We start from the raw sequence: 22,285 nt of genomic DNA on the forward strand, positions 1-22,285 counted from the left end.
GCGCCGTCACGATCCCTTCGGCGCCCAGATCCTGACGTCGCCGGTATCGACCTTGCGTGGCAGCAGACCTTCGGCCGTGAAGGTATCGGCGATCCGCTGCTGCTCGGAAAGGCCGGCCGCGGTGACTACGCCGACCTTGTAGGAGCGGTGGCTGTTGGCCTCCTCCACCGTGGCGGCGTCGATGCCCCACAGGCCGGCGAGCAGCGCCGCGGCGTCGTTCGGATTGGCTTTGACCCAGGTGCCGGTTTCGACCAGCCTGGCAAAGATGACATTCAGTGCATCGGCCCGCTTTTCGGCGAATGCGGCCGAGGCAAGATAGTAACGCTTGTAGTTGGCGAGCCCGCCGATGCCGTCGGTCAGGATGCGCGCGCCGGACTGGCGTTGCGCGCTGCTGAGGAACGGATCCCAGGCGACCCAGGCATCGACATTGCCGCTGACGAATGCCGCGCGGCCATCGGCCGGCGTCAGATAGGCCGGCGTGATGTCCTTGAAGCACAGTCCGGCCTTGGCAAGTACCGCCAGCAGCAGGAAGTGGCTGCCCGCGCCCTTGGTGACCGCGACCTTCTTGCCCTTGAGATCGGCCGGCGCTTTGATCGCGGAATCCTTCGGCACCAGAATCGCCTGCGCCGATGGAGAAGCGGCTTCCTCGGCGACGTAAGCGAGCTTGGCGCCGGCGGCCTGGGCGAAGATCGGCACGGTGTCGGCGACGTCGGCTCCGAAATCGATGCTGCCGACATTGATGGCCTCGAGCAGCGGCAGGCCGCTTGTGAACTCGTGCCACGACACGGTGATGCCGAGCGGCGCCAACGCCTTCTCCAGCGCGCCGTTGGTCTTCAGGATAGCGGTCAGCGTCGACGATTTCTGGTAGCCGATCCGGATTTCCTCGGCGGCCGCAGGCCGAACCAGCGAGGTCATCGCAAGCAGCCCGATGGCGGCGACAGCAAGACGGCGCGACATCGCAGTCGCCGATGATGCGGCCTGCGCTTGCGGGATGAGGCGGGCAAAGATGGGCATGGCACGTCGTCCTTAGCCGGTTCGATCTGTTGCCATTTGTGTGCAATCGGTGCGCCGGAGGCAATCGCGGAGAAGTCGTCCGAACGAGTGCAATTTTCTCTGCAAGCGAAGTCCGCGAGAAAAGCATTTTTTTCTGCGCGTTGCAGCTGGCATCAGCAGATAAGTCGCTCGCTGCGCCAAGATGCCCGGCCGGCTCCATTCTCTTTTCATCGCGGCCACAGCAGCGGCGACTCGTCATCGGGAAAAATTTGGATTCTCATTTCATTGATTTCGTCCCCGGCGCGAGCGATGAACTTGATAGCGAGTTCAGTTCCATGGAGACAAAGATGTTGCTTCGATCCATTTTCGCTCTTGCAGGCGCTGTTGCGATCTGGTCGACCGCCGCCGCGGCAGAAACGATCAAGATCGGCGTGACGCCCGGGCCGCATGCGCAAATCCTCGAGGCCGTGAAACCGATCGCGGCGAAGAGCGGGCTCGAGCTTCAGCTTATCGAGTTCTCCGACTATGTCGTTCCGAACGCGGCGCTCGACGCCGGCGACATCCAGGCCAACTCGTTTCAGAACCAGCCTTATCTGGACAACCAGAAAGCCGATCGCGGCTACAAGATCGAGCAGGTGGGACTGACGGTCAATTTTCCGATCGGCGTCTATTCGCGCAAGCACAAGAACTGGGCCGACGTTCCTGACGGAGCCAAGGTCTCAATTCCCAATGATCCGACCAATGGCGGCCGGGCGCTGCTTCTGCTGCGCGACAAGGGCGCAATCAAGCTGAAGAGCGACGTCGGTTTCAAGCCGACCGTTATCGACATCGCCGACAATCCCAAAAACCTGAAATTCGTCGAGGTCGACGCAGCCCAGGCGCCCCGGGCGCTCGACGATGTCGATGCGGCGGTCATCAACACCAACTATGCGACACAGGCCGGTCTCGATCCGGTCAAGGATCCGATCCTGCGCGAGGATCCGAAAGGGCCATACGTCAATCTGATTGTGGTTCGCTCCGCCGACAAGGACAAGCCGTGGGTCAAGATCCTGGTCGATAGTTACCACACGTCTGAGATCAAGGAATTTGTGCTCACCAAGTTCAAGGGCGCGGTGTTGCCGAGCTGGTAGTCGCCGACCTGACTGTTGAGGAAGAGCCATGCGCATCTTGATGACGGCGGTTGCCGCCGTAGCATTTTTGATCGGCACCGCCAGGGCCGGGACCATCCGGGTCGGCGTCACCGCCGGACCCCACGCGGAGATCCTTGAAGTCGTCAAGAAGGTGGCGGCCGGCCGCGGGATCGATATCAAGGTGGTCGAATTCACCGACTATGTGATCCCGAACCAGGCGCTCGCGCTTGGGGATCTCGAGGCCAATTCGTTCCAGCACGAACCTTATTTGAAGAACCAGATATCGAAGACCGGCTGGAAGATCGTCAAGGTCGCCAACACGATTGCGTCGCCGCAGGGTGTCTACTCGTTGAAATACAAGAAGCTGGCCGATCTTCCGGATGGCGGGCGGGTGGCGATCGCCAACGATCCTTCCAATGGCGCGCGCGGCCTGATGATCCTTGCGCTGCACGGCGTGATCAAGCTCAAGGACCCCAACAACGTCGCGTCGACCATTGCCGACATCACTGACAATCCGAGGCATCTGCGCTTCGTCGAGCTTGATGCCGCGCAGTTGCCGCGTTCCCTGCAAGATGTCGATCTGGTCTCGATCAACAACAATTATGCGGTTCAGGCCGGGCTCAATCCCGCCACCGATGCAATTGCCCGCGAGGCGGCCGATGGCCCGTGGGTCAACATCGTTGCCGTGCGCGAGGCGGACAAGGACAAGCCCTGGGTCAAGCAGCTGATCGATGCCTACCATTCCGAGGAGGTCAAGGCATTCCTCGAGAAACGCTTCAAGGGCACCTACATCGCAACCTGGTGACGGGCGTTGACCGCCCATCGCCAGGAGGTTTCCAGGCCGATCTATTCGACGGCTTCGGTGCGCGCTGCCGTCGAGGCGCGGCGGAAGCCGGCGCCGGGATGCGTGGCGTCAAGATAGGGTCCGCGTCCGGGGAACAGCTTCTCGCGGAGCGTGCCTTCGCGATAGGCTGTCTTGTAGACTCCGCGTGACTGCAATTCCGGCACGACGAGGTCGACGAATGACGTCAGTGATTCCGGCGCGACGAGGCGGAACAGGTTGAAGCCGTCGACGTCGGTTTCGTCGGCCCAGGCGATCAGCTCATCGGCCACGTCCTGGGGTGAGCCGACCACGAATGGCGAGCGTGCGCCGATCCGGCTCAGCGTCGCGAGATCACCGACCTTGACCGGCCGCTCGCTCCGCAACGTGAAATTCTCGACCATCGACTGGATCGCGTTGCTCTCGACATATTGTACCGCCTGATCGGGACGATAGTTCGAGAAGTCGATGCCGGTCCAGCCCGAGAGCAGAGCCAGCTGGCCGGCTTGATCGACATACCCTGCGTACTCCTCGAGCAGATCGTTGGCCTCCGCGCGCGTCGGGGCAACGATCACGGTCGCGCCGGCGAACAGGCGGATATCATAGAGATCTCGTCCGAACGCCTTGGCCGCTTCCCTGATCTCGCGTACGGCACGGGCCAGAATGGGCCTGGTCTGGCCGTTGAGGAAGATCGCCTCCGCGTGCCTCGCCGCGAAGGCGCGGCCGCGCTTCGAGGTTCCCGCCTGATACAGCAACGGTGTGCGTTGTGGCGAGGGTTCGGCGAGGTGGATGCCTTCGACCTGGTAATGAAGTCCCTGGTGCCGCACATTGTGGATCCTTGCCGGATCCGTGAACACGCGCGCTGTCCGGTCACGGCGAACCGCGCCGTCCTCCCAGCTGCCTTCCCATAGCTTATAGCTCGCAATGAGAAACTCCTCGGCCGCTTCGTAGCGTTCATCATGCGCGCGGTTGGCCTCAAGGCCCATTCCGCGGGCGCCGCTGTCGAGATAGCCGGTGACGGTGTTCCAGCCGATCCGCCCGCGAGTGAGATGATCGAGCGTCGAGAAGCGGCGGGCGAACTGGTAGGGATGCTCGTAGGTGAGGTTGGATGTGATGCCGAAGCCGAGATGCTTCGTTGCGTAAGCCATGGCGGAGACGAGCAGGGTCGGCTCGGCGTTCGGCAATTGAACGGCGTGACGCAGCGCAGTGTCAGGACTGCTGCCGTAGACGTCATAGATACCAAAGACGTCGGCGAGGAAGATGCCGTCGAGCAGGCCGCGTTCGGCGGTTCTGGCGTAGTCGACCCAATAGTCGAGCGAGTTGTAGTTAAGTGAAGTGTCGCGCGGATGCGACCAGAGACCGGCCTAGTTGTGGCTCGGCGCCATCATGTTGAACGCGTTGAAGCGAAGTTCCTTTGGTCTGGTCATTGCGCAATTCCGCTAATTGAGGACTGAGAGGTGATTTATCACGTCAGCTGCGCGGCTTTATTTTCTATATGGAAAGACAGGATCAAAATCGTGCTTTGTCTTCGATCCGGCGCAGCAGAGATTCGTTTGTTCGACGTCGTCGTGCTGTTCGAAATGACGGTATGCACGACATTGCGTACTGATTTGCAGGCGCGATCGGCAGATGACTCATCAGCTCCACTGAGCCGTTCAAACCGGCGGAGCAGTGAAACAAATGTTACGCGACAGGCGCCGCGGCTGAAAAATTAGCGACGCCATCAGACGCGCGGCCAGCACGCTCATCGCTATTTTCTCCGATGTCTCGACAGTCGCGGACGCTGCTGCGCATCATTCTTTGCCTTTTGATGCTGGGTCCACGGATTTCAGGAGAATTTCGAGATGCCGATCGAAACCAAGAATGTCGAGACGCTCGCCTTGCATGGCGGATCGTACCGGTCCGACCCGGCGACCGGCGCCGTCGCCGTTCCGATCTACCAAACGACGTCCTTTCAATTCGAGAATACCGATCACGCATCGCAGCTGTTCGCCCTGGAGGCGATCGGACAGATCTACACCAGGATCAAGAATCCGACGGCTGACGCGTTCGAGGAGCGCCTAGCCGCGCTGGAAGGCGGCGTTGGCGCGCTGGCCGTGGCGTCGGGCCAGTCGGCGACGGCTTACGCGATCTTCAACATCGCGCAAGCCGGCGACAATATCGTCTCATCGACCGATCTGTACGGCGGCACCTGGACGCTGCTGTCGCAGACGCTGAAGCAGTTCGGCATCGAGGTTCGCTTCGTCGATCCGGCCGATCCGGAAAACTTCCGCCGGGCGACCGATGCGAAGACCCGGGCCTATTTCGCCGAGACGCTGCCGAACCCCAAGCTCAAGGTCTTCCCGATCAGGGAAGTCGCGGATATCGGCCGTTTGCTCGGCGTGCCGCTGATTCTCGACAACACCGCCGTCCCGCTCATTGCGCGCCCGTTCGAGCACGGCGCAGCGATCGTCGTCTATTCCGCGACAAAGTATATCGGCGGCCACGGCACGTCGATTGGCGGAGCGATCATCGATGGCGGCAATTTCGACTGGGCGGCGCACGCCGAGCGCTTCCCGCTGCTGACGCAGCCGGACGATGCCTATCACGGCGCGATCTGGACCGAGGCAGCCAAGCCGCTCGGTCCGATCGCCTACATCCTGCGCGCACGCGTGAAGCTGCTGCGCGATCTCGGTGCCGCGGTCGCTCCCCAGAACGCATTTCAGTTCATCCAGGGACTCGAGACCTTGCCCCTGCGGCTGCGTCAGCACAACGAGAACGCGATCAAGGTCGCGAATTTCCTGGCACGACATCCCGCCGTTTCGCACGTGATCTTCCCCGGACTGCAGAGCGGGGAGGACCGGCGCCGCGCCGATCTCTATCTGAAGGGCGGCTATGGCGGGCTGGTCGGCTTCGAGCTGAAGGGGGGCGTCGAGACCGGCCGTCGTTTCATCGATGCGCTGAAACTGTTCTATCACGTCGCCAATATCGGCGATGCGCGCTCGCTGGCGATCCATCCGGCATCGACCACCCATCAGCAACTGAGCGGCGCAGAGCAGCTCGCGGCAGGCGTGACGCCCGGCTACATCAGGCTTTCGGTCGGCATCGAGCATCCCGACGACATCCTCGCCGACCTCACCCAGGCATTGACTGATGCTGAGGCGGGAAGCAGCGGCCGCAAGGCGGCCTGATCGATCCCTGAAGACGGAGTCGAAACCGAGACCATGAAGACATTGTTGCGCCTGGCGCAGGCGGCTGGCGTGCTGCTTGCCATGACTGTTGCCGCCGTTGCGGACGAACCTCTCAAGATCGCGACCAGCGCCGGCCCGGTCGGTCAGCTGGCTGGCTTTGCCGCCAAGCTCGCCAAGGACAAGGGGCAGGACGTCAAGATCGTCGAGCTGTCGGACTGGGTCGCGTTGAACGAGGTGGTGAACAGCGGCGACGTCGACGCCAACCTGTTCCAGCACGCCACCTATCTCGCGATCCAGAACAAGCAGCGCGGCTTCGACCTGGTCCAGGTCGACAAGGTCGGCGTGATCGCGCCCGTCGGGCTGTTCTCGAAGAAGATCAAGTCGCTCGAGGAGATCAAGTCCGGCGACAGCGTTGCGATCCCGAACGAGCCGCTCAACGGCGCGCGTGGCTTGATCCTGCTCGAACGCGCCGGACTGATCAAGCTGGCGCCGGGCAAGGGTTTTTCGGTCAATCGGTTTGATATCATCGAAAATCCCAAGAACCTGAAGATCGTCGAGCTCGATCCGGTGCAGACCTACCGGTCGCTCGATGACGTCACGCTTGCGCTCGTCAACATCACCTATCTGATACCGGCCGGCGGTGATCCAAAATCGGCGCTGGTGATCGACCGCACGGTCGATGACGGTCTCGTGCTGCGCTTTACCGCGCGGTCGGACAAGAAGGACGATCCGCGCCTGAAGGCCTTCATCCAGGTCTTCAATTCACCCGAGGTCAAGCACTTCATCGAGGAGAAGCTGCCGGCGTTCATTCCGGCCGGCTTCGGCAGCTAGAGCTTTCTCGAGCGAAGTGGACGCCGGTTCGCGGCGGGAAAGCGCGTCAAAAACTAGAATCTAGAGCCCCGTTCCGATTCCATCGGAACGGGGCTCTAGACGCGCGCGAAGGATGCGAGCCGCCGTTCCTCGTCGGCGCGCACCGGCAGAGCGGGCGCTGTCATGCTATCACTCTGTGCGTGATCCTGTCGCACGACATGTGCGGCGTGGGCAGACTGACGTCAGCGAGGCGATGGATCACATCTGCCGCGGTCTCGATTGGGCATGCGTCGCGGCAACGAGCGGTCAGCCGTGAGGACCAAACAGAAAGAGTTCGTGCATGTCCTTGCCGTCGGGGTTGGCGGCACGCGCCAGCCGCCGCTGCCATCTCTTCAGCGGCGTGCCGCGCGATGAAGGACGTGGAGCCAAGAGGATGTCCGCACCCAGAGCCTCCTTCGCATTCCGAGCCGTTCGATGAACGATAACACGCCCCTGTTCGGGACGCGCGCGAAACTCGGCGGCGCCGCGAACTTTGCAATCAGACGCGCATGGCGAGGCGTTTTGCAGCAGAGAGATGCTCTCGCGATGCGGCGCCAGGAAAATTCATTCCGGGCAATGTTGCCCGATCGCCGGGCTTATGGAATTGTCCGACCGGATGGTCAATAAATAGCGGTTCGGAGGCGGGGCTGTGGTCCCGGAACCTTGCGACTATTGACTAACATCTTTGGACGATGGCCGAACGGCCGCCTGGTGAAACGGACAAGACATGGCCCGATCGCGCGCCAAGGACTATGACGACAAGCGCCTCTCGATGCTGCATCGTTCGGCCGAGCTGTTTGCCGCATCGGGATATGTCGGCACGTCGATGAACACCATCGCCGATGCCTGCGGTGTTTCGAAGGCTCTGCTCTATCACTATTATCCCGACAAGGAAGCGATCCTGTTCGATATCCTGTCGTCGCACCTCGCGAAGCTGGTGGCGGCGGTCCGCAAGGCGAGCGCACAGGCCGGCGATCCAGTCGCACGCTTCAGGACGATCGTTGCGACCCTGCTCGAGCTCTACCGGCATGCCGACGCCGAACATCAGGTCCAGATCTCAAGTCTCAAGCTGTTGCCGAAGGACAAGCAGCAGCCGCTGCTCGCAAGCGAGCGGATCCTGGTCGGGATCATGTCGGACGCACTCGCCGCCGCCGTGCCGGCGGCGAAGCACAAGCGCCTGCTCAAGCCGCTGACGATGAGCGTCTTCGGCATGCTGAACTGGCATTACATGTGGTTTCGCGAGGGCGGGCCGATGACCCGCGCCGAATATGCCGGTTTCGTCGCGCAGCTCGTGCTGGCCGGCGCCGACGATGCCGCGGCCGGCGCCATCCGGCCGCGCGGCAGGGCGAAATCGGCCGGCCGCGGCCGACAGGCCGAGTTGCTCTGACGCGCCTCTTAACCCCGCATCGCGTTCATGGTCAGCAGCTCGTAGGTCGCCGCGGTTTCGCCGGTGCCGGTCGTGATCTCGACGTCCCAGCGTACCTCGCCATATTGCTTGTTGCGCGGCATCCTCTCCTTCGCCGTCAGCCGCACCTGGATCTGTTCGCCGGGCTGGACGGGTTTGACGAAGCGCAGCGAGTCGAGGCCGTAATTCGCCAGCACCGGCCCGTAGTCGGGATCGACGAACAGGCCGGCCGCAAACGACAGCAGCAGATAGCCATGCGCGACGCGGCCCGGGAAGAAAGGATGCCCCTTGGTCGCTTCCTCGTCCATATGGGCGTAGAAGGTGTCGCCCGTGAAATGCGCGAAGTGCTCGATGTCGTCGAGCGTGACCTGCCGCGACTTCGAGACCAGCGTGCGGCCGATCTCGAGATCCTCATAGTGATAGCGGAACGGATGCAGGTCGCCTTCGAGCATCGGGCTGCCCTTGAACCAGCGGCCGGTGACGCCGCTCAGCATCGCCGGCGATCCCTGCAATGCGGTGCGCTGCATGTAGTGCTGGAGGCTGCGGACGCCGCCCAGTTCCTCGCCGCCGCCGGCCCGGCCGGGGCCGCCGTGAACCATCTGCGGCATCGGCGAACCGTGTCCGGTGTGCTCGCTCGCGCAGTCGCGGTCGATGATCGCGACGCGGCCGTGAAAACTGCCGATGCCAAATGCCAGTTCGGTCGCAGCCGGGATGTCGTGCGTGTAGATGGATGCGACGAGGCTGCCGCCGCCGCGATTGGTCAGCGCGATCGCCTGCTCCAGATCGTCGTAACCCATCACGGTGCTGACAGGCCCGAACGCCTCGATCTCGTGGACTGCGGATGCGGCGAGCGGCTTGGCGCAATGCAGCAGCAGCGGCGGAACGAAGGCGCCGCGCTTCGCGTCGGCATCGAGCAGCCCGAAGTTGCCGGGATCGCCGGCCACCAGTTCGGCTTCGGCGCGAAGCTTCGCGACATGGGCAAGCACATCGCTGCGCTGGCCGAGCCCGACCAGCGGCCCCATCCTGACCTTGTCGTTTTCGGGATTGCCGATCGTGACCTTGGCCAGACGGTCGCGCAGCGCCGTGATCACGGCATCGAGCTGCGCCGACGGCACCAGCGCGCGACGGATCGCGGTGCATTTCTGGCCGGCCTTGACCGTCATCTCCTTCGCCACTTCCTTGACGAAGAGGTCGAACTCCGGACTTCCCGGCACTGCGTCCGGAGCGAGGATTGCGGCGTTCAGCGAATCCCGTTCGGCGATGAACCTGACCGCTTCGCGCGCGATGACCGGATGTCGCTGCAGTTTTTGCGACGTGTCGGCCGAGCCTGTGAAGGACACCACGTCCTGGCAGGTCAGATGGTCGAACAAGTCGCCGGTCGATCCGACGATGAATTGCAGCACGCCTTCGGGCAGCACGCCGGATTCGGTGATGATCCGGACCAGTTCGTGGGCGACATAGGAGGTGACCGTCGCGGGCTTGGTCACGACGGGCACGCCGGCCAGCAGCGCGGGCGCCAGCTTCTCCAGCATGCCCCAGCACGGAAAGTTGAATGCGTTGATGTGCACGGCGACGCCGTGCAGCGGCGTCACGATATGCTGACCGGCGAATGCGCCACCCTTGGAGAGCCCTTCGACATTGCCGTCGAGCAGGACTTTGCTGTTCGGAAGTTCGCGGCGTCCCTTGCCGGCATAGGCGAACAACGTGCCGATGCCGCCGTCGACGTCGATGACAGCGTCGGTGCGGGTTGCGCCCGCATGGAACGATAGTTTGTAGAGCCGGTCCTTGTGCTGGGTCAGATAGTCGGCCAGCGCCTTCAGTAGGCCCGCGCGCTGATGGAACGTCAGCTTTCTGAGATGTTTGCCGCCGATCGCGCGGCCATAGGCGAGGATCTCGCGCATGTCGAGATCGCTCCTGGTGGTGACCGCCACCACATCGCCGGTGACGGCACTGTGAATCTCGGCTGCCGGTTCGCCCGGGCCGGACCATTTTCCGCGCACGAAGCTGTCGAGCTTCATGACGTTGCCCGCCGTCCGTGCACCACTGGATTGAGGCTGTGTCATCGCAATTGGACCTTCTGACTTGTGATCAATGATGCGTCTCGCCTTGACGGCGGAATGTTCAATCCGAACGTTCAAGCTTTGGCTCGTCCGACAAAGCGCGTCGCGCGCTTTTCGAGAAAGGCGTTGAGCGTCACGACGCGATATTCGGCGCGGATATCGGTCAACACCAAATCGCTGACCATGATGACCTCCCGTTGCGGCTTCTGGTGGCCGAAGGTTGCGTGACGTGCGCTTGGATTACTATTGACCGTCCGGTCAGTCAATTATAATCCGCGTAACGGCTTGGGATGACGACACCGGGCAATATCGAGCGAGCACGATTTCGGTCTCGGTTGCGATTTCAGATCCGGCAATAGCGTCAGGATGATCCGGCGAGCATCGTCTGTCTGCAGCAAAAGTGCCGACGCGTAAGCACGGTCCCGTGCACTCGAGCGGTGTCATGCTGCCACAAATCGGCCCCATATCACCGGCGACCTCCCGCCGCCATGAGGATTGGCCGATGACGATGCAGTCGCCGGATATCGCCGGGTTTCGGTTCTCGACCGCGGATTTCGGCGAGCGCGACCGCTTGCCGATCTTTCGCGAGCAGATCGGGCGGATGATCGTGAAGCTCGATCCGGAGCCACTGAGCGTCGGCGCGTTCCATGCCGAAGCCAATGTGCGCGAGCTGCCTGGGCTCGGGATCGGATCCTGGGCGTGCAGCAACCTCAAGATCGCACGGTCGCGCGAGCTGCTCGACGGCAATGACGACCTTGTGCTGACGATCATCACGAGCGGCAACGCCCGCGCGTCGCAGCGCGGCCGCGACATCGAGCTGGGCCCGGGGCAGGCCGTGCTGGAGTCGAGCGCGGAGGTCGGCAACATAGTGGTCCCGGTCTCGCCGAGCCGTTTCGTCGGTCTCAGGCTGCCGCGCAAGGCGCTGGCACTGCTGGTCCGCGATCCCGAGGACATGCTGAACCGGCCGTTGCCCGCGAACACCGAGGCGATGCGTCTGCCGGCGCTCTACATCAGGGAGCTTGACGACAGCTACCAGCTCGCGACGCCCGAGCTGCGCGGCGCCGTCGTCCGGCATCTGGTCGATCTCGGGCGACGTCGCAAACAGCGCTCTCCGCCGGCCTGTGTGCTGTCGCGCACACAACATCGCCGCCCAATCACGTCCGCTGCGGGCGATTTCAGACGTCAATGCACGACAACGTGTTTCACATTGTTGCCCGATGTCGCATATGTCCAATCCCCTGTCGCCTCAGTCCGAGCCTGCCAATCGTCTCGCGCTTAAAAGGCAGCCCCCCGGTGATCGTTGCAATCGGCGGATTCGTCGACTGCGATGCATTGAGGCGGCTTGAGACCATCGAGGAGAATGTGATGAAGTTTGCACTTCGAGGATATTTTCTTGCGCTCGGCGCGAGCCTGGCCTTGTCCGGCGCCGCCATGGCACAGGATATCAGTGTTGCCGTGGTCGGGCCGATGACCGGCTCCGAGGCGAGCTTTGGCCAGCAGTTCAAGAACGGTGCTGATCTCGCGATTGCCGACATCAATGCGGCGGGTGGCGTGCTTGGCAAGAAGCTGAAGCTGGAGGTCGGCGACGATGCCTGCGATCCGAAGCAGGCGGTGTCGGTTGCCGAGAAGATGGCAGGCGCGAGGATTCCGTTCGTCGTTGGGCATTTCTGCTCATCGACCTCGATCCCTGCGTCGGACGCCTATGCAGAGGGCAATGTGCTGCAGATCACGCCGGGCTCGACCAATCCGCAATTCACCGAGCGCGGGTTGTGGAACACGTTCCGTGTCTGCGGCAGGGATGACCAGCAGGGCACGGTTGCGGCCGCCTATATTATCAAGAACTACAAGACCAAGAACGTCGCGATCATCCACGACAAGACGACCTACGGCAAAGGCCTTGCCGACGAAACGAAGAACGCCATCAACGCCGCGGGCGTGAAGGAAAAGCTTTATGAGGCCTATACCAAGGGCGACAAGGATTTTGCCGCCCTGGTGTCTCGCTTCAAGAAGGAGTCGATCGATTTCGTCTATGTCGGTGGCTATTATGCCGAGGCTGCGTTGATCCTGCGCCAGATGCGCGAGCAGGGCGTCAATGCGGTGCTGATGGGCGGCGACGCCCTGGTCGACAAGCAGTTCGCCGCGATCGCAGGTCCGCTTGCCGAAGGCTCGCTGTTCACCTTCTCGCCCGACCCGCGCAAGAAGGTGACCGCGGCCGCGACCTTGAAGAAGTTCAAGGACAAGGGCGTCGATCCCGACGGCTACACGCTCTACAGCTATGCCGCGTTCCAAATCTGGAGCCAGGCCGCGGCCCGTGCCCAGACCACGGACGCCAAGAAGGTCGCGGCGGCCATCAAGGCCGGAAGCTGGGATACCGTGCTCGGCACGATCAGCTACACGCCGAAGGGTGACATCACCCTGATCGACTACGTCGTGTACCGCCGCGACAAGGACGGCAACTACGCCGAACTGCCGGTCGGTCAATGATCACCAGAGCGTTTTAGCGCGAACCGGGTACCGGTTCGCGTGAAGAAAACGCGTCAAAGCAAAATCGAGAGCCTCCGTTCCGATGCAATCGGAACGGAGGCAACCCTGGCCAGGCTGAATCGTTTCCCGCCGCGGCCGTGACCGGCGCATCCGGTCACACGTTCCGGGCAAAGCGCGCAGCGCCGGGGATCGGCGTGAGCCATTCGACGGCGCGATCGGTATAGATCTCGGCTTGCGGCTGCAATCCCTCCATGCTGTCGAGCGTGCCGGCTTTCACCACGACCTTGCCGGGCATCAAAGCGGTCTTCGCCAGCAGAGGGGACCCGCAGCGCCCGCAGAAATGACGATGGACCGGATGGCCGCTGTCGCCCTTATCGACGAACACCACCGTCTCGCCCGACTGCTGGTAGTCGGCTTCGCGGATCACGAGGTTGAACGAGAACAGGCTGCCGCTTTGCCGCTGGCAATGTGTGCAATGACATATCGCGATGCTCCGCGGTTCGCTCTTGAGCGTGTAACGCACCGCGCCGCACAGGCAGCCGCCGTTTCGTTCCTGCATGCTGGTTTCTCCGTTACGATGACGCCGTCGCCGGGACAGGGACGCCGCCTCAGGCGTCGCCAATCACGGCATCGATGAATGTGGTGGCGGATTCCCTCAACTGCTTGCGGCTGTATCCGGCGCGCTCCATCACGGCGAGCCCGCGCGTGAACGTCACGATGACGCGCGCCAGCCGGTTCGCGTCGGCCGTGCTGCGCCTGTTCGGCGCCGCGCTGATGGCCTTGCCGACCAGCTGCTCGAGCCGGGTGAGCACGTCCTGCACGCGCTGACGCACATCCGCGCTCGAAACGGACGCGTCCAGCGCGGTGCGCGTCGTCAGGCAGCCCCGCTGCGGCGTGCCGTCGGTCATGTTGACGATGATCATGTCAAAGAAGTCCCTCAGTCTCGCTGCGGTATCGCCCTGCGCCAGCGCGCCGCCGGCCGCGTCCAGGAATTGCGCGGCATACTGGTCGAAGGCGCGCAGGAAGATCGCTTCCTTGTCGCCATAGGCGTTGTAGAGGCTGCCGCGCTGGACGCCGGTCGCGGCCGCGAGGTCCTGCATGGTCGCATCGTGCAGGCCCTTGCGCCAGAACACATCGAGCGCGGTTGCGATCATCTCGTCCTCGTCGAACTGACGCACGCCCACCATTCGATCCACTCCATCGGGTCATTCTTGACACAATCGTCAATATTGACAATGATGTCAAGAATGAAGCCGAGGAGATCCGGATGATTACCGCAATCACGACGTTCAAGCTGCCGAAGCCGATCACGCGCGAGGAAGCCCGCAGCATCTTCCTGAGTACCGCGCCGATCTATCGCGGCATTCAGGGGCTGTTCCGAAAGACCTATTTGCTGTCCGCGGACGGGATGACGGCCGGCGGTATCTATTTCTGGAACTCGAGAGTGGAGGCGGAAGCGCTGTACACCGATGCGTGGCGCGCCCGCGCACGGGAGAAATATGGCGCCGATCCGATCGTCACCTATTTCGAGAGTCCTGTGGTGGTCGACAACCTTGCCCAGCAGATTGTTGCCGACGATTAGCAACGAAGCGGCGGTGGCGGATGCGCATCACAGCGCATTGAGCGCCTTGCGCGACGGAGCGAGCGGCAGCCATTCCGGAATCTGCCGCCTGGCGAGCCAGTACGGACGCCAGATCGCGCGCCAGGTCGGGCGGTCGAGAGGCGCGGTGCCCCATCTGCGTTGCTCGACCTCCATCCGCAACAGGCCGTGGCTATGCAGCCATTGGCGCGCTGCCCACCAGACCTCGCGCGGCATCTCGGCGTTCCGGATACCGGTGAGCTCGGCGATACCTGGCAACGGACCCTCAAAACGCGCCGCAACTCTCAGGGTGGCGACACGTTGCCCGCTCCGCCTGACGCTCCACAGCCGCGAGCGATTGTGGGCGAGGTTGGGACCGTAGGTGCGCAGGCAATTCTGCATCGCTTCCGCCTCCTCCGAAATATCCGTGGTCGAGTTCAGCGGGATGAAGTCGTAACCGTCAACGCGGCCCGGCCGCAGCCACATATCCGCGATCTTCTCCGAGCCGAGGCTGACATGCAGCGCGATCATCGTGCGCCACGCATCGGCGGCCGCGAGCGCCGAGCCGATCTGCATGCTCGGCGTCCACCTCCGGTCGATCAGTGTATGTCCCAGCGTCGCCGGCTGCGTGGAGAACCAAGCCCACAGGCCGACGAGCGGCAATCGCGCAGGATCGGTGCGTGGCGGCGCCCGGACCAGCTCGCGCGCGATCCAGACCGCCGCCGGCCCATGTGCGAGCTCGGCAACCGCCGCGACGGATTTCAGCCAGATCGGCGCGAGCTTCGGTGACGGCGGCAGGTGGTTCGCGATCTGCCGGCGAAACAGCTCGTCATCGGGCAGTCCCGTGATCGGAGCGGTGAATGCTTCCGGCGGCAATCTGCGCAGCCACAGCGGAATGCCCGCCGCGGCCGCGGCGTCCGCGAGCGAGCGGCCGTCGATGACGCATGCGCGTGCGCGCGCCGAAGCGATCCCGGCTCGCGGGACCGCCAGCGCGAACAGCAGCGCAGGAAAGCTCGCGGCAAGGTCCGCAAGACGCGTGTGCCGCATGGCCAGCGCGCGGACCTTTCCCTGAACGTGTGGATGATACCTCCGCAGCTGATGTTCGAGCAGCACGGAGCGTGTGGCCTCGCGACGAGAGGTCACCTGAAGCATCGAGGTCATGACAAAAGTTCCGCAAGCGCGGAGCCCAAGGCCCGCGGCAGATTCGATTGCGTGTGGGTGTTGCGATTTTACCCGGGATCCGATCCCGGGACGCGCGTCAAATATCGCGCGGCGAACCCGGGAAGCGCACAGACCTGAACATCGTCGCCTCCTGCGTTGAAGTTGCGGAGCGCTCCCATAGCCTATTTCCCGCCGATAGGCAACGTGAAGCTGTGCATTGCATTTTAGCGATGTGGTGCGTGCGCGATGAGAGACCACACCGCGGCGTCGGCCGCCAAGGTCTCTTCACGATCTCGGTCAACGACGCTAGTCTGATGAGGGGCTAACAAGAAACGCAGGCGGGAGGCCATAATGACCCAACAACAATCCTCCGATCCAGGCTCCCCGGCACTGCCACGCCGCAGGCTCGGCCGCACCGGGCTCGATGTCTCCATTCTCGGCTTCGGCACAGCACCGCTCGGCGACCTGTTCGCACGGCTCGACGACACTGCTGCGATCGCAGCAGCGGAGCGGGCGTTTGCGCTGGGCGTCAACCTGCTGGATTCCTCGCCGCTCTACGGCCATGGCCTCGCCGAACACCGCAGCGGCACCGCGCTGCGCCGCGTGGCGCGCGACGACGTCGTCGTCTGCACCAAGGTCGGGCGCTGGATGGACCCGTTCCACGGCCGCGGCGACGGCTCCAATTTCGCCGGCGGCGCGCCGCATCGCGCGGTGTTCGACTATTCCTATGACGGCACCATGCGCTCGGTGGAGCAGTCGCTGCTGCGGCTCGGCACCGATCGCATCGACCTGCTGCTGATCCACGACGTCGACGTCTGGACCCACGGAGCTGACGCGATCGAGGCGCGGTTTCGCGAGGCGATGGAGGGCGCCTATGTCGCGCTCGACAAGTTGCGTTCCGAGCGCGTGGTCAAGGGCATCGGGATCGGCGTCAACGAGGCCGAGATGTGCGTGCGCTTCGCCAAGGCCGGAACGTTCGACACCATGCTGCTTGCCGGCCGCTACTCGCTGCTCGAGCAACCCGCACTCGCCGAATTCCTGCCGCTGGCGCAAGCAAAGGACATCGGCATGATGCTCGGTGGCGTCTTCAACTCCGGCATCCTGGCTACCGGCGCGGTTGCCGGCGCCAAGTACAATTACAAGGACGCGCCGCCGGACGTGATGCAGAAGGTGGCGGCGATCGATCGGGTCTGCCGCGCCCACAACGTGGCGCTGCCGACCGCGGCGCTGCATTTCGCGCTCGGCCATCCGGCGGTGGCAAGCCTCGTGCTCGGCGCGCAGAAGCCGCAGGAGGTCGAGCGCAACGTCGCCGCGTTGTCGTCGCCCGCGCCTGCCGCGCTGTGGCGCGACCTGAAGAATGAGGGGCTGCTCGACCAGCATGCGCCGGTGCCGGCATGATGCGGATCGACGCCCATCACCATGTCTGGACCCTGGCGCGCGCGGATTACGGCTGGCTGACGCCCGAGCGCGGGCCGATCTACCGCGACTTCGGCCTGGCCGATCTCGCGCCGCATCTCGCCGCGGCCGGGATCGAAGGCACCATCCTGGTGCAGGCCGCGCCGACTGAAGCGGAGACCGCATTTTTGCTTGATATCGCAAAAGGCGCCGAGCAGGTGCGCGGCGTGGTCGGCTGGATCGACTTCGACGCCGCCGACGCCGCGGCGCGGATCGACGCGTTTGCCGGGCGCGAGCTCCTGGTCGGTCTGCGGCCGATGGTGCAGGACATCGCCGATGACGACTGGCTGCTGCGCCCCGAACTGGCGGCGCCGCTCGAGGCCATGGCGCGGCATGACCTCGTCTTCGACGCGCTGGTGCTGCCGCGCCATTTGCCGCGGCTCATTCAGGTGGTCGATCGCCATCCGGACCTGCAATTCGTGCTCGACCATTTCGGCAAGCCGCACCTTGCGACCGGCGACATCGCAGCCTGGAAGGACGACATCGCAAGCCTCGCCACACGATCCAACGTCGTCTGCAAACTCTCGGGCCTTGCGACCGAGGCGGCACCGAACTGGCAGGTTGCCGACCTCAGCGAGGCCGTGGATCATGCACTGGCATGTTTCGGGCAGCAGCGGATGCTGTGGGGCAGCGACTGGCCCGTCGTCAATCTCGCCGGCGGCTATGCGCACTGGTTCGCGGCGGCGGAGACCTTGCTGGCTGATTTGTCAAGTGACGCGAGGGCCGCGATTTTCGGCGGCAATGCGGCGCGCATCTATTTGTCAAGCCGCGGACGGCCAACATCCCGGAAATAGATTGCGGCCCGCGCCCAATTTGATCCACAGCGCGCCTTGATGAATCAATCCGGGATGGTTCATAAGCGGCCTCCGCGCCATCGGTGATCCGGCGGCGCAACGGAATTTCAGAGAGACGGGCGTGGCAAAGATTCATCATCAGATTGCGCAGGAGCTGGGGGTTCGCGACGAACAGGTCGAGGCGGCGGTGACGCTGCTCGACGGCGGCGCCACGGTGCCGTTCATCGCGCGATACCGCAAGGAGCTCACCGGCGCGCTTGATGACGCCCAGCTGCGCACGCTGGAAGAACGGCTGACGTATTTGCGCGAGCTCGAGGAGCGCCGCACCGCGGTGCTCAATTCGATCCGCGAGCAGGGCAAGCTCGACGCCGCGCTCGAGGCCCAGATCATGGCCGCCGATAGCAAGGGCCGGCTCGAGGACATCTATCTGCCCTACAAGCCGAAGCGTCGCACCAAGGCCGAGATCGCCAAGGAGGCCGGCCTCGAGCCGCTCGCCGATCAGCTTCTGACGCAGCCCGAGAGCGATCCGAACGAGGCCGCGACGCCCTTCGTCAATGCCGAGAAGCAGGTGGCCGACGTCGCCGCGGCGCTCGACGGCGCGCGCGCGATCCTGGTCGAGCGCTTCGCCGAGGATGCCGACCTGATCGGCGCGCTGCGCGAGGAGATGTGGTCGAACGGCATCATGGCCTCGACCGTCCGCACCGGCAAGAAGACCGAAGGCGAGAAGTTCAAGGACTATTTCGATTTCTCCGAGCCGCTGCCGAAGCTGCCGTCGCACCGCATCCTGGCACTGTTCCGCGGCGAGAAGGAAGAGATCCTCGACCTCGCCATCAAGCCGGAGGCGCAGGAGCCGGTCGTAGGCCAGCCCGGCCTCTACGAGCTCAAGATCATGAACCGCTTTGCGATCTCGAACCAGGGCCGCAAGGGCGACAAATGGCTGACCGAGACGGTGCGCTGGGCCTGGCGCACCAAAATCCAGATCCACCTCAACATCGATTTGCGGCTGCGGCTGTGGACCGCGGCCGAGACCGAGGCGGTGCGCGTGTTCGCCTCGAATCTGCGCGACCTCTTGCTCGCGGCGCCGGCCGGCGCGCGCGCCACCATGGGGCTCGATCCCGGCTATCGCACCGGCGTCAAGGTCGCGGTGATCGATGCGACCGGCAAGGTGGTGGCGCATACGGCGATCTTCCCGCACGAGCCGCAGCGGCGCTGGGATGAGGCGCTCGCCATTCTCGGCAAGCTCGCGATCGAGCATGGCGTCGAGCTGATTGCGATCGGCAACGGCACCGCCTCGCGCGAGACCGACAAGCTCGCCGCCGAGCTCGTGAAGCGGCTGCCCGAGCGCAAGATGACCAAGATCGTGGTCTCCGAAGCCGGCGCGTCGGTCTACTCGGCCTCGGCCTTCGCCTCGAACGAATTGCCCGACCTCGACGTCACCATTCGCGGCGCGGTCTCGATCGCGCGGCGCCTGCAGGATCCCTTGGCCGAGCTGGTCAAGATCGATCCGAAGGCGATCGGCGTCGGCCAGTACCAGCACGACCTCGGCGAGGCCAAGCTCGCCCGCTCGCTCGATGCCGTGGTGGAAGACTGCGTGAACGCGGTCGGCGTCGATGCCAATACCGCCTCGGTGCCGCTGCTCGCGCGGGTGTCGGGCATCGGCCAGGGACTGGCGCAAAGTATCGTGCAGCACCGCGATGCCAACGGCCCGTTCAAGTCGCGCAAGGCGCTGAAGGAGGTGCCGCGGCTCGGCCCGAAGGCGTTCGAGCAGTGCGCCGGCTTCCTGCGTATCAGCAATGGCGAGGATCCGCTCGATTCATCCGGCGTGCATCCGGAAGCCTATCCGGTAGTGCGCCGCATCCTCGAGGCGACCAAGAGTGACATCAAGGCGCTGATCGGCAATGCCGACGTGGTGCGGGGTCTCAAGCCGCAATCCTTCGTCGACGATACGTTCGGATTGCCGACCGTCACCGACATTCTGCGCGAACTGGAAAAGCCCGGCCGCGATCCGCGTCCGGCGTTCAAGGCGGCGGTGTTCAAGGAAGGCGTCGAGGAGGTCAAGGACCTAAAGAAGGGCATGATCCTCGAGGGCACCGTGACCAACGTCGCCGCGTTCGGCGCGTTCGTCGATATCGGCGTGCACCAGGATGGGCTGGTGCACATCTCGGCGATGTCACGGAATTTCATCAAGGACCCGCGCGAGGTCGTGAAGCCCGGCGACATCGTCAAGGTCAAGGTGCTGGACGTCGAGGTCGCGCGCAAGCGCATCGCGCTGACGCTGCGGCTTGACGACGAGATCGGGCCGAAGAAGGACAATGCGGCGCCGTCGCGCGATTTCTCCCGCGGCTCCGGCAAGATGACGTCGTCGGCTCCGCGCCGGCCGCAGGAGCAGTCCGGCGGCGGCGCGCTCGCCGACGCACTGCGCCGCGCGGCCGAGAAGAACGGACGCGGCAAGCCGACCTGAGCCGCGGAGGAGGGCGGCGAGCCGAGTTCGCCGCCCTGTTTTCAATCGACTGCATGACACGTCTGGCCGACTTGTCTAAGCTGTCCCCGTCATCCTGAGGTGCGAGCGGAGCGAGCCTCGAAGGATGAATCGGCCATACTGGGGCCGTACATCCTTCGAGGCTCGCAAGAGCTCGCACCTCCAGCGACAATGGCTACGCCATTGCGCGGGGATGACGGGGCGGAAGGCCATCCCGGCTACAGCTCTCCGGCAGCAAACCTCGCCAGCGCATCCGCGACGCCCTTGCCGTAGGCCGGGTCGGCCTTGCTGCAATTCGCGACGTGCCGTTCCTGGATGTGCTTCGATGCATTGCCGACCTGACGGGCGGTGTTGTCGAACAGGGCCTGCTTTTGCGCGGCATTCATCTTGCGGAACAGGTCGCCCGGCTGCTGCCAGTGGTCGTCATCCACGCGATGATCCCAATGCGCAGCCGCGCCTGACAATTCGAATGGCGGCTCGTTCAGCTGCGGCTGGTCGGTCCACTCACCATGGCTGTTCGGCCAGTAGGTCAGCGTGGCGCCCAGATTGCCGTCGGTGCGCGTCGCGCCATCGCGATGATAGCTGTGGAACGGGCATTTCGGCGCGTTGACCGGGATCTGGTGGTGGTTGACGCCGAGCCGGTAGCGCTGCGCGTCGCCATAGGAGAACAGGCGGGCCTGCAGCATCTTGTCCGGCGAATAGCCGATGCCTGGCACGACATTCGCCGGCGTGAACGCCGCCTGCTCGACCTCGGCGAAGAAGTTCTCCGGATTGCGGTTGAGCTCGAAATGCCCGACCTCGATCAGCGGATAATCCGCCTTGGGCCACACCTTGGTCAGATCGAACGGATTGAACGGGAATGCCTTGGCCTGTGCATCCGTCATCACCTGGATGAACAGCGTCCAGCGCGGGAAGTCGCCACGCTCGATGCTCTGGAACAGGTCGCGCTGGTGGCTCTCGCGGTCCTTGCCGACCAGCGCCTCGGCCTCGGCGTCGGTCAGGTTCTGGACGCCCTGCCGGGTGCGGAAATGGAATTTCACCCAGACGCGCTCATTGTCGGCATTGATCATGCTGTAGGTGTGGCTGCCGAAGCCGTGCTGGTGACGGAAGCTTTTCGGGATGCCGCGCTCGCTCATGACGATGGTGACCTGGTGCAGCGCTTCCGGCAGCAGCGTCCAGAAATCCCAGTTCATGTCGGGGTCGCGCACCCCCGTGCGCGGATGCCGCTTGATGGCGTGGTTGAGGTCGATGAAGCGCAAGGGGTCGCGGAAGAAGAACACCGGCGTGTTGTTGCCGACCACGTCCCAATTGCCTTCATCGGTGTAGAATTTCAGCGCGAAGCCGCGAATGTCGCGCTCGGCGTCCGCCGCGCCGCGCTCGCCGGCGACCGTCGAGAACCGCGCGAACATCGGCGTCTGCTTGCCGATCTCCGAGAAGATGCTGGCCTTGGTGTAGCGCGTGATGTCGTGGGTGACGGTGAAGGTGCCGTGCGCGCCGGCGCCCTTGGCATGCATCCGCCGCTCCGGGATCACCTCGCGGTGAAAATGCGCCAGCTTCTCGATCAGCCAGACATCCTGCAGCAATGCGGGTCCGCGCGGCCCCGCCGTCAGGATGTTCACATTATCGGCGACGGGGGCGCCGGAGGCGTGGGTCAGATACGGTCTTTTGGTCTCGTCGCTCATCGAAAGCTCCTTGCTGAAGGTCAGCACTTCGCCGTCCCGGCGCCCGCAGGGAGGCCAGGCGAAAGGCGATTGCATCGCGGATGGATGACGGCCGGCGAGGAAGGGAGAGCCCGGTGATCGACAAATTGTGAAGCGGGTCTGCGATCCCTCGACGCCGTCGTTGTTCTCCGACAGCTGCAGGATTAAGAACCGCGGCCGATCGATTCAACGAGCGCTATCCGCCG

Annotated in this window: 19 protein-coding genes and 1 pseudogene; 12 read left to right on the forward strand and 8 right to left on the reverse strand. The window is 64.0% G+C overall.

The window, feature by feature from the left end; translation table 11 throughout:
- Nucleotides 1-6 precede the first annotated feature (6 nt).
- Nucleotides 7-957: an aliphatic sulfonate ABC transporter substrate-binding protein gene (locus tag ACVIYL_RS16610; protein WP_456781840.1), complete on the reverse strand. Its 951-nt coding sequence runs from the start codon at nucleotides 955-957 to the stop codon at nucleotides 7-9.
- A gap of 371 nt (nucleotides 958-1,328) precedes the next feature.
- On the opposite strand from ACVIYL_RS16610, the gene ACVIYL_RS16615 reads away from it, so the two are divergent.
- Nucleotides 1,329-2,123, forward strand: coding sequence for a MetQ/NlpA family ABC transporter substrate-binding protein (locus tag ACVIYL_RS16615; protein WP_456779183.1), 795 nt, complete (start codon nucleotides 1,329-1,331; stop codon nucleotides 2,121-2,123).
- A 28-nt stretch (nucleotides 2,124-2,151) separates the two neighbouring features.
- Nucleotides 2,152-2,928, forward strand: a complete 777-nt coding sequence (locus tag ACVIYL_RS16620; RefSeq protein ID WP_456779184.1) for a MetQ/NlpA family ABC transporter substrate-binding protein — start codon at nucleotides 2,152-2,154, stop codon at nucleotides 2,926-2,928.
- A 41-nt stretch (nucleotides 2,929-2,969) separates the two neighbouring features.
- Here ACVIYL_RS16620 and ACVIYL_RS16625 read toward each other — a convergent pair.
- Nucleotides 2,970-4,370 (reverse strand): annotated as a pseudogene (locus ACVIYL_RS16625) (LLM class flavin-dependent oxidoreductase).
- A gap of 30 nt (nucleotides 4,371-4,400) precedes the next feature.
- Here ACVIYL_RS16625 and ACVIYL_RS16630 point away from each other — a divergent pair.
- The 4 genes from ACVIYL_RS16630 (at nucleotide 4,401) to ACVIYL_RS16645 (ending at nucleotide 8,349) form a co-directional block, all read left to right on the forward strand.
- A complete protein-coding gene (locus tag ACVIYL_RS16630; protein ID WP_438078334.1) occupies nucleotides 4,401-4,658 on the forward strand; it encodes a hypothetical protein in 258 nt (85 codons plus the stop codon).
- A 129-nt stretch (nucleotides 4,659-4,787) separates the two neighbouring features.
- Nucleotides 4,788-6,113: an O-acetylhomoserine aminocarboxypropyltransferase/cysteine synthase family protein gene (locus ACVIYL_RS16635; RefSeq protein WP_456779185.1), complete on the forward strand. Its 1,326-nt coding sequence runs from the start codon at nucleotides 4,788-4,790 to the stop codon at nucleotides 6,111-6,113.
- Nucleotides 6,114-6,146: 33 nt separating this feature from the next.
- Entirely contained in the window at nucleotides 6,147-6,944 is a 798-nt protein-coding gene (locus ACVIYL_RS16640; RefSeq protein WP_456779186.1) for a MetQ/NlpA family ABC transporter substrate-binding protein, read from the forward strand.
- A gap of 745 nt (nucleotides 6,945-7,689) precedes the next feature.
- Nucleotides 7,690-8,349 carry a TetR family transcriptional regulator gene (locus tag ACVIYL_RS16645; RefSeq protein WP_456779187.1) on the forward strand — a complete coding sequence of 220 codons (660 nt, stop codon included), beginning with the start codon at nucleotides 7,690-7,692 and terminating at the stop codon, nucleotides 8,347-8,349.
- Between the two features lie 8 nt (nucleotides 8,350-8,357).
- Here ACVIYL_RS16645 and paaZ read toward each other — a convergent pair whose 3' ends face one another.
- The gene (gene paaZ / locus ACVIYL_RS16650) at nucleotides 8,358-10,385 is read right to left on the reverse strand and encodes a phenylacetic acid degradation bifunctional protein PaaZ (protein WP_456781841.1); all 2,028 of its coding nucleotides are present in this window, start codon (nucleotides 10,383-10,385) and stop codon (nucleotides 8,358-8,360) included.
- A 116-nt stretch (nucleotides 10,386-10,501) separates the two neighbouring features.
- Entirely contained in the window at nucleotides 10,502-10,693 is a 192-nt protein-coding gene (locus ACVIYL_RS16655; protein WP_253607011.1) for a hypothetical protein, read from the reverse strand.
- A gap of 236 nt (nucleotides 10,694-10,929) precedes the next feature.
- On the opposite strand from ACVIYL_RS16655, the gene ACVIYL_RS16660 reads away from it, so the two are divergent.
- Nucleotides 10,930-11,706 carry a cupin domain-containing protein gene (locus tag ACVIYL_RS16660; protein WP_456779188.1) on the forward strand — a complete coding sequence of 259 codons (777 nt, stop codon included), beginning with the start codon at nucleotides 10,930-10,932 and terminating at the stop codon, nucleotides 11,704-11,706.
- An 86-nt stretch (nucleotides 11,707-11,792) separates the two neighbouring features.
- Nucleotides 11,793-12,911 carry a branched-chain amino acid ABC transporter substrate-binding protein gene (locus ACVIYL_RS16665; RefSeq protein WP_456779189.1) on the forward strand — a complete coding sequence of 373 codons (1,119 nt, stop codon included), beginning with the start codon at nucleotides 11,793-11,795 and terminating at the stop codon, nucleotides 12,909-12,911.
- Between the two features lie 154 nt (nucleotides 12,912-13,065).
- On the opposite strand, the gene ACVIYL_RS16670 is transcribed toward ACVIYL_RS16665, so the two are convergent.
- Together ACVIYL_RS16670 and ACVIYL_RS16675 are read right to left on the reverse strand one after the other, a co-directional pair.
- A complete protein-coding gene (locus tag ACVIYL_RS16670; protein WP_456779190.1) occupies nucleotides 13,066-13,533 on the reverse strand; it encodes a GFA family protein in 468 nt (155 codons plus the stop codon).
- Complete coding sequence (locus ACVIYL_RS16675) at nucleotides 13,520-14,098, reverse strand: TetR/AcrR family transcriptional regulator (RefSeq protein ID WP_253607014.1); 579 nt, start codon at nucleotides 14,096-14,098, stop codon at nucleotides 13,520-13,522. Before ACVIYL_RS16675 ends, ACVIYL_RS16670 begins: the two co-directional genes overlap by 14 nt.
- Nucleotides 14,099-14,178: 80 nt before the next feature.
- On the opposite strand from ACVIYL_RS16675, the gene ACVIYL_RS16680 reads away from it, so the two are divergent.
- Entirely contained in the window at nucleotides 14,179-14,493 is a 315-nt protein-coding gene (locus ACVIYL_RS16680; RefSeq protein ID WP_456779191.1) for a monooxygenase, read from the forward strand.
- 27 nt (nucleotides 14,494-14,520) lie between these two features.
- Here the strand turns inward: ACVIYL_RS16680 and ACVIYL_RS16685 are convergent, their stop codons facing one another.
- The gene (locus ACVIYL_RS16685; RefSeq protein ID WP_456779192.1) at nucleotides 14,521-15,651 is read right to left on the reverse strand and encodes a hypothetical protein; all 1,131 of its coding nucleotides are present in this window, start codon (nucleotides 15,649-15,651) and stop codon (nucleotides 14,521-14,523) included.
- Between the two features lie 351 nt (nucleotides 15,652-16,002).
- Here ACVIYL_RS16685 and ACVIYL_RS16690 point away from each other — a divergent pair, with 351 nt between their 5' ends.
- The 3 genes from ACVIYL_RS16690 to ACVIYL_RS16700 all read left to right on the forward strand — a co-directional run bounded on the left by ACVIYL_RS16690 (nucleotide 16,003) and on the right by ACVIYL_RS16700 (nucleotide 20,361).
- A complete protein-coding gene (locus tag ACVIYL_RS16690) occupies nucleotides 16,003-17,049 on the forward strand; it encodes an aldo/keto reductase (RefSeq protein WP_456779193.1) in 1,047 nt (348 codons plus the stop codon).
- The gene (locus ACVIYL_RS16695; protein ID WP_456779194.1) at nucleotides 17,046-17,900 is read left to right on the forward strand and encodes an amidohydrolase family protein; all 855 of its coding nucleotides are present in this window, start codon (nucleotides 17,046-17,048) and stop codon (nucleotides 17,898-17,900) included. Before ACVIYL_RS16690 ends, ACVIYL_RS16695 begins: the two co-directional genes overlap by 4 nt.
- Nucleotides 17,901-18,021: 121 nt before the next feature.
- Nucleotides 18,022-20,361: a Tex family protein gene (locus tag ACVIYL_RS16700; protein ID WP_141340393.1), complete on the forward strand. Its 2,340-nt coding sequence runs from the start codon at nucleotides 18,022-18,024 to the stop codon at nucleotides 20,359-20,361.
- Between the two features lie 236 nt (nucleotides 20,362-20,597).
- Here ACVIYL_RS16700 and ACVIYL_RS16705 read toward each other — a convergent pair whose 3' ends face one another.
- On the reverse strand, nucleotides 20,598-22,061 hold the full coding sequence (locus tag ACVIYL_RS16705) for a catalase (protein ID WP_456779195.1): 1,464 nt from the start codon (nucleotides 22,059-22,061) through the stop codon (nucleotides 20,598-20,600).
- Nucleotides 22,062-22,285 lie beyond the last annotated feature (224 nt).

The organism is Bradyrhizobium sp. USDA 3315, assembly GCF_054056795.1.

Excerpts from the sequence above, each read along its gene's own strand:
- ACVIYL_RS16660 (WP_456779188.1), top strand. The coding sequence starts at position 10,930 with ATGACGATGCAGTCGCCGGATATCGCCGGGTTTCGGTTCTCGACCGCG.
- ACVIYL_RS16675 (WP_253607014.1), bottom strand. The coding sequence starts at position 14,098 with ATGGTGGGCGTGCGTCAGTTCGACGAGGACGAGATGATCGCAACCGCG.
- ACVIYL_RS16705 (WP_456779195.1), bottom strand. The coding sequence starts at position 22,061 with ATGAGCGACGAGACCAAAAGACCGTATCTGACCCACGCCTCCGGCGCC.
- ACVIYL_RS16640 (WP_456779186.1), top strand. The coding sequence starts at position 6,147 with ATGAAGACATTGTTGCGCCTGGCGCAGGCGGCTGGCGTGCTGCTTGCC.
- paaZ (WP_456781841.1), bottom strand. The coding sequence starts at position 10,385 with ATGAAGCTCGACAGCTTCGTGCGCGGAAAATGGTCCGGCCCGGGCGAA.
- ACVIYL_RS16620 (WP_456779184.1), top strand. The coding sequence starts at position 2,152 with ATGCGCATCTTGATGACGGCGGTTGCCGCCGTAGCATTTTTGATCGGC.
- ACVIYL_RS16615 (WP_456779183.1), top strand. The coding sequence starts at position 1,329 with ATGGAGACAAAGATGTTGCTTCGATCCATTTTCGCTCTTGCAGGCGCT.
- ACVIYL_RS16645 (WP_456779187.1), top strand. The coding sequence starts at position 7,690 with ATGGCCCGATCGCGCGCCAAGGACTATGACGACAAGCGCCTCTCGATG.
- ACVIYL_RS16610 (WP_456781840.1), bottom strand. The coding sequence starts at position 957 with ATGTCGCGCCGTCTTGCTGTCGCCGCCATCGGGCTGCTTGCGATGACC.
- ACVIYL_RS16665 (WP_456779189.1), top strand. The coding sequence starts at position 11,793 with ATGAAGTTTGCACTTCGAGGATATTTTCTTGCGCTCGGCGCGAGCCTG.
- ACVIYL_RS16695 (WP_456779194.1), top strand. The coding sequence starts at position 17,046 with ATGATGCGGATCGACGCCCATCACCATGTCTGGACCCTGGCGCGCGCG.
- ACVIYL_RS16685 (WP_456779192.1), bottom strand. The coding sequence starts at position 15,651 with ATGACCTCGATGCTTCAGGTGACCTCTCGTCGCGAGGCCACACGCTCC.
- ACVIYL_RS16635 (WP_456779185.1), top strand. The coding sequence starts at position 4,788 with ATGCCGATCGAAACCAAGAATGTCGAGACGCTCGCCTTGCATGGCGGA.
- ACVIYL_RS16690 (WP_456779193.1), top strand. The coding sequence starts at position 16,003 with ATGACCCAACAACAATCCTCCGATCCAGGCTCCCCGGCACTGCCACGC.
- ACVIYL_RS16680 (WP_456779191.1), top strand. The coding sequence starts at position 14,179 with ATGATTACCGCAATCACGACGTTCAAGCTGCCGAAGCCGATCACGCGC.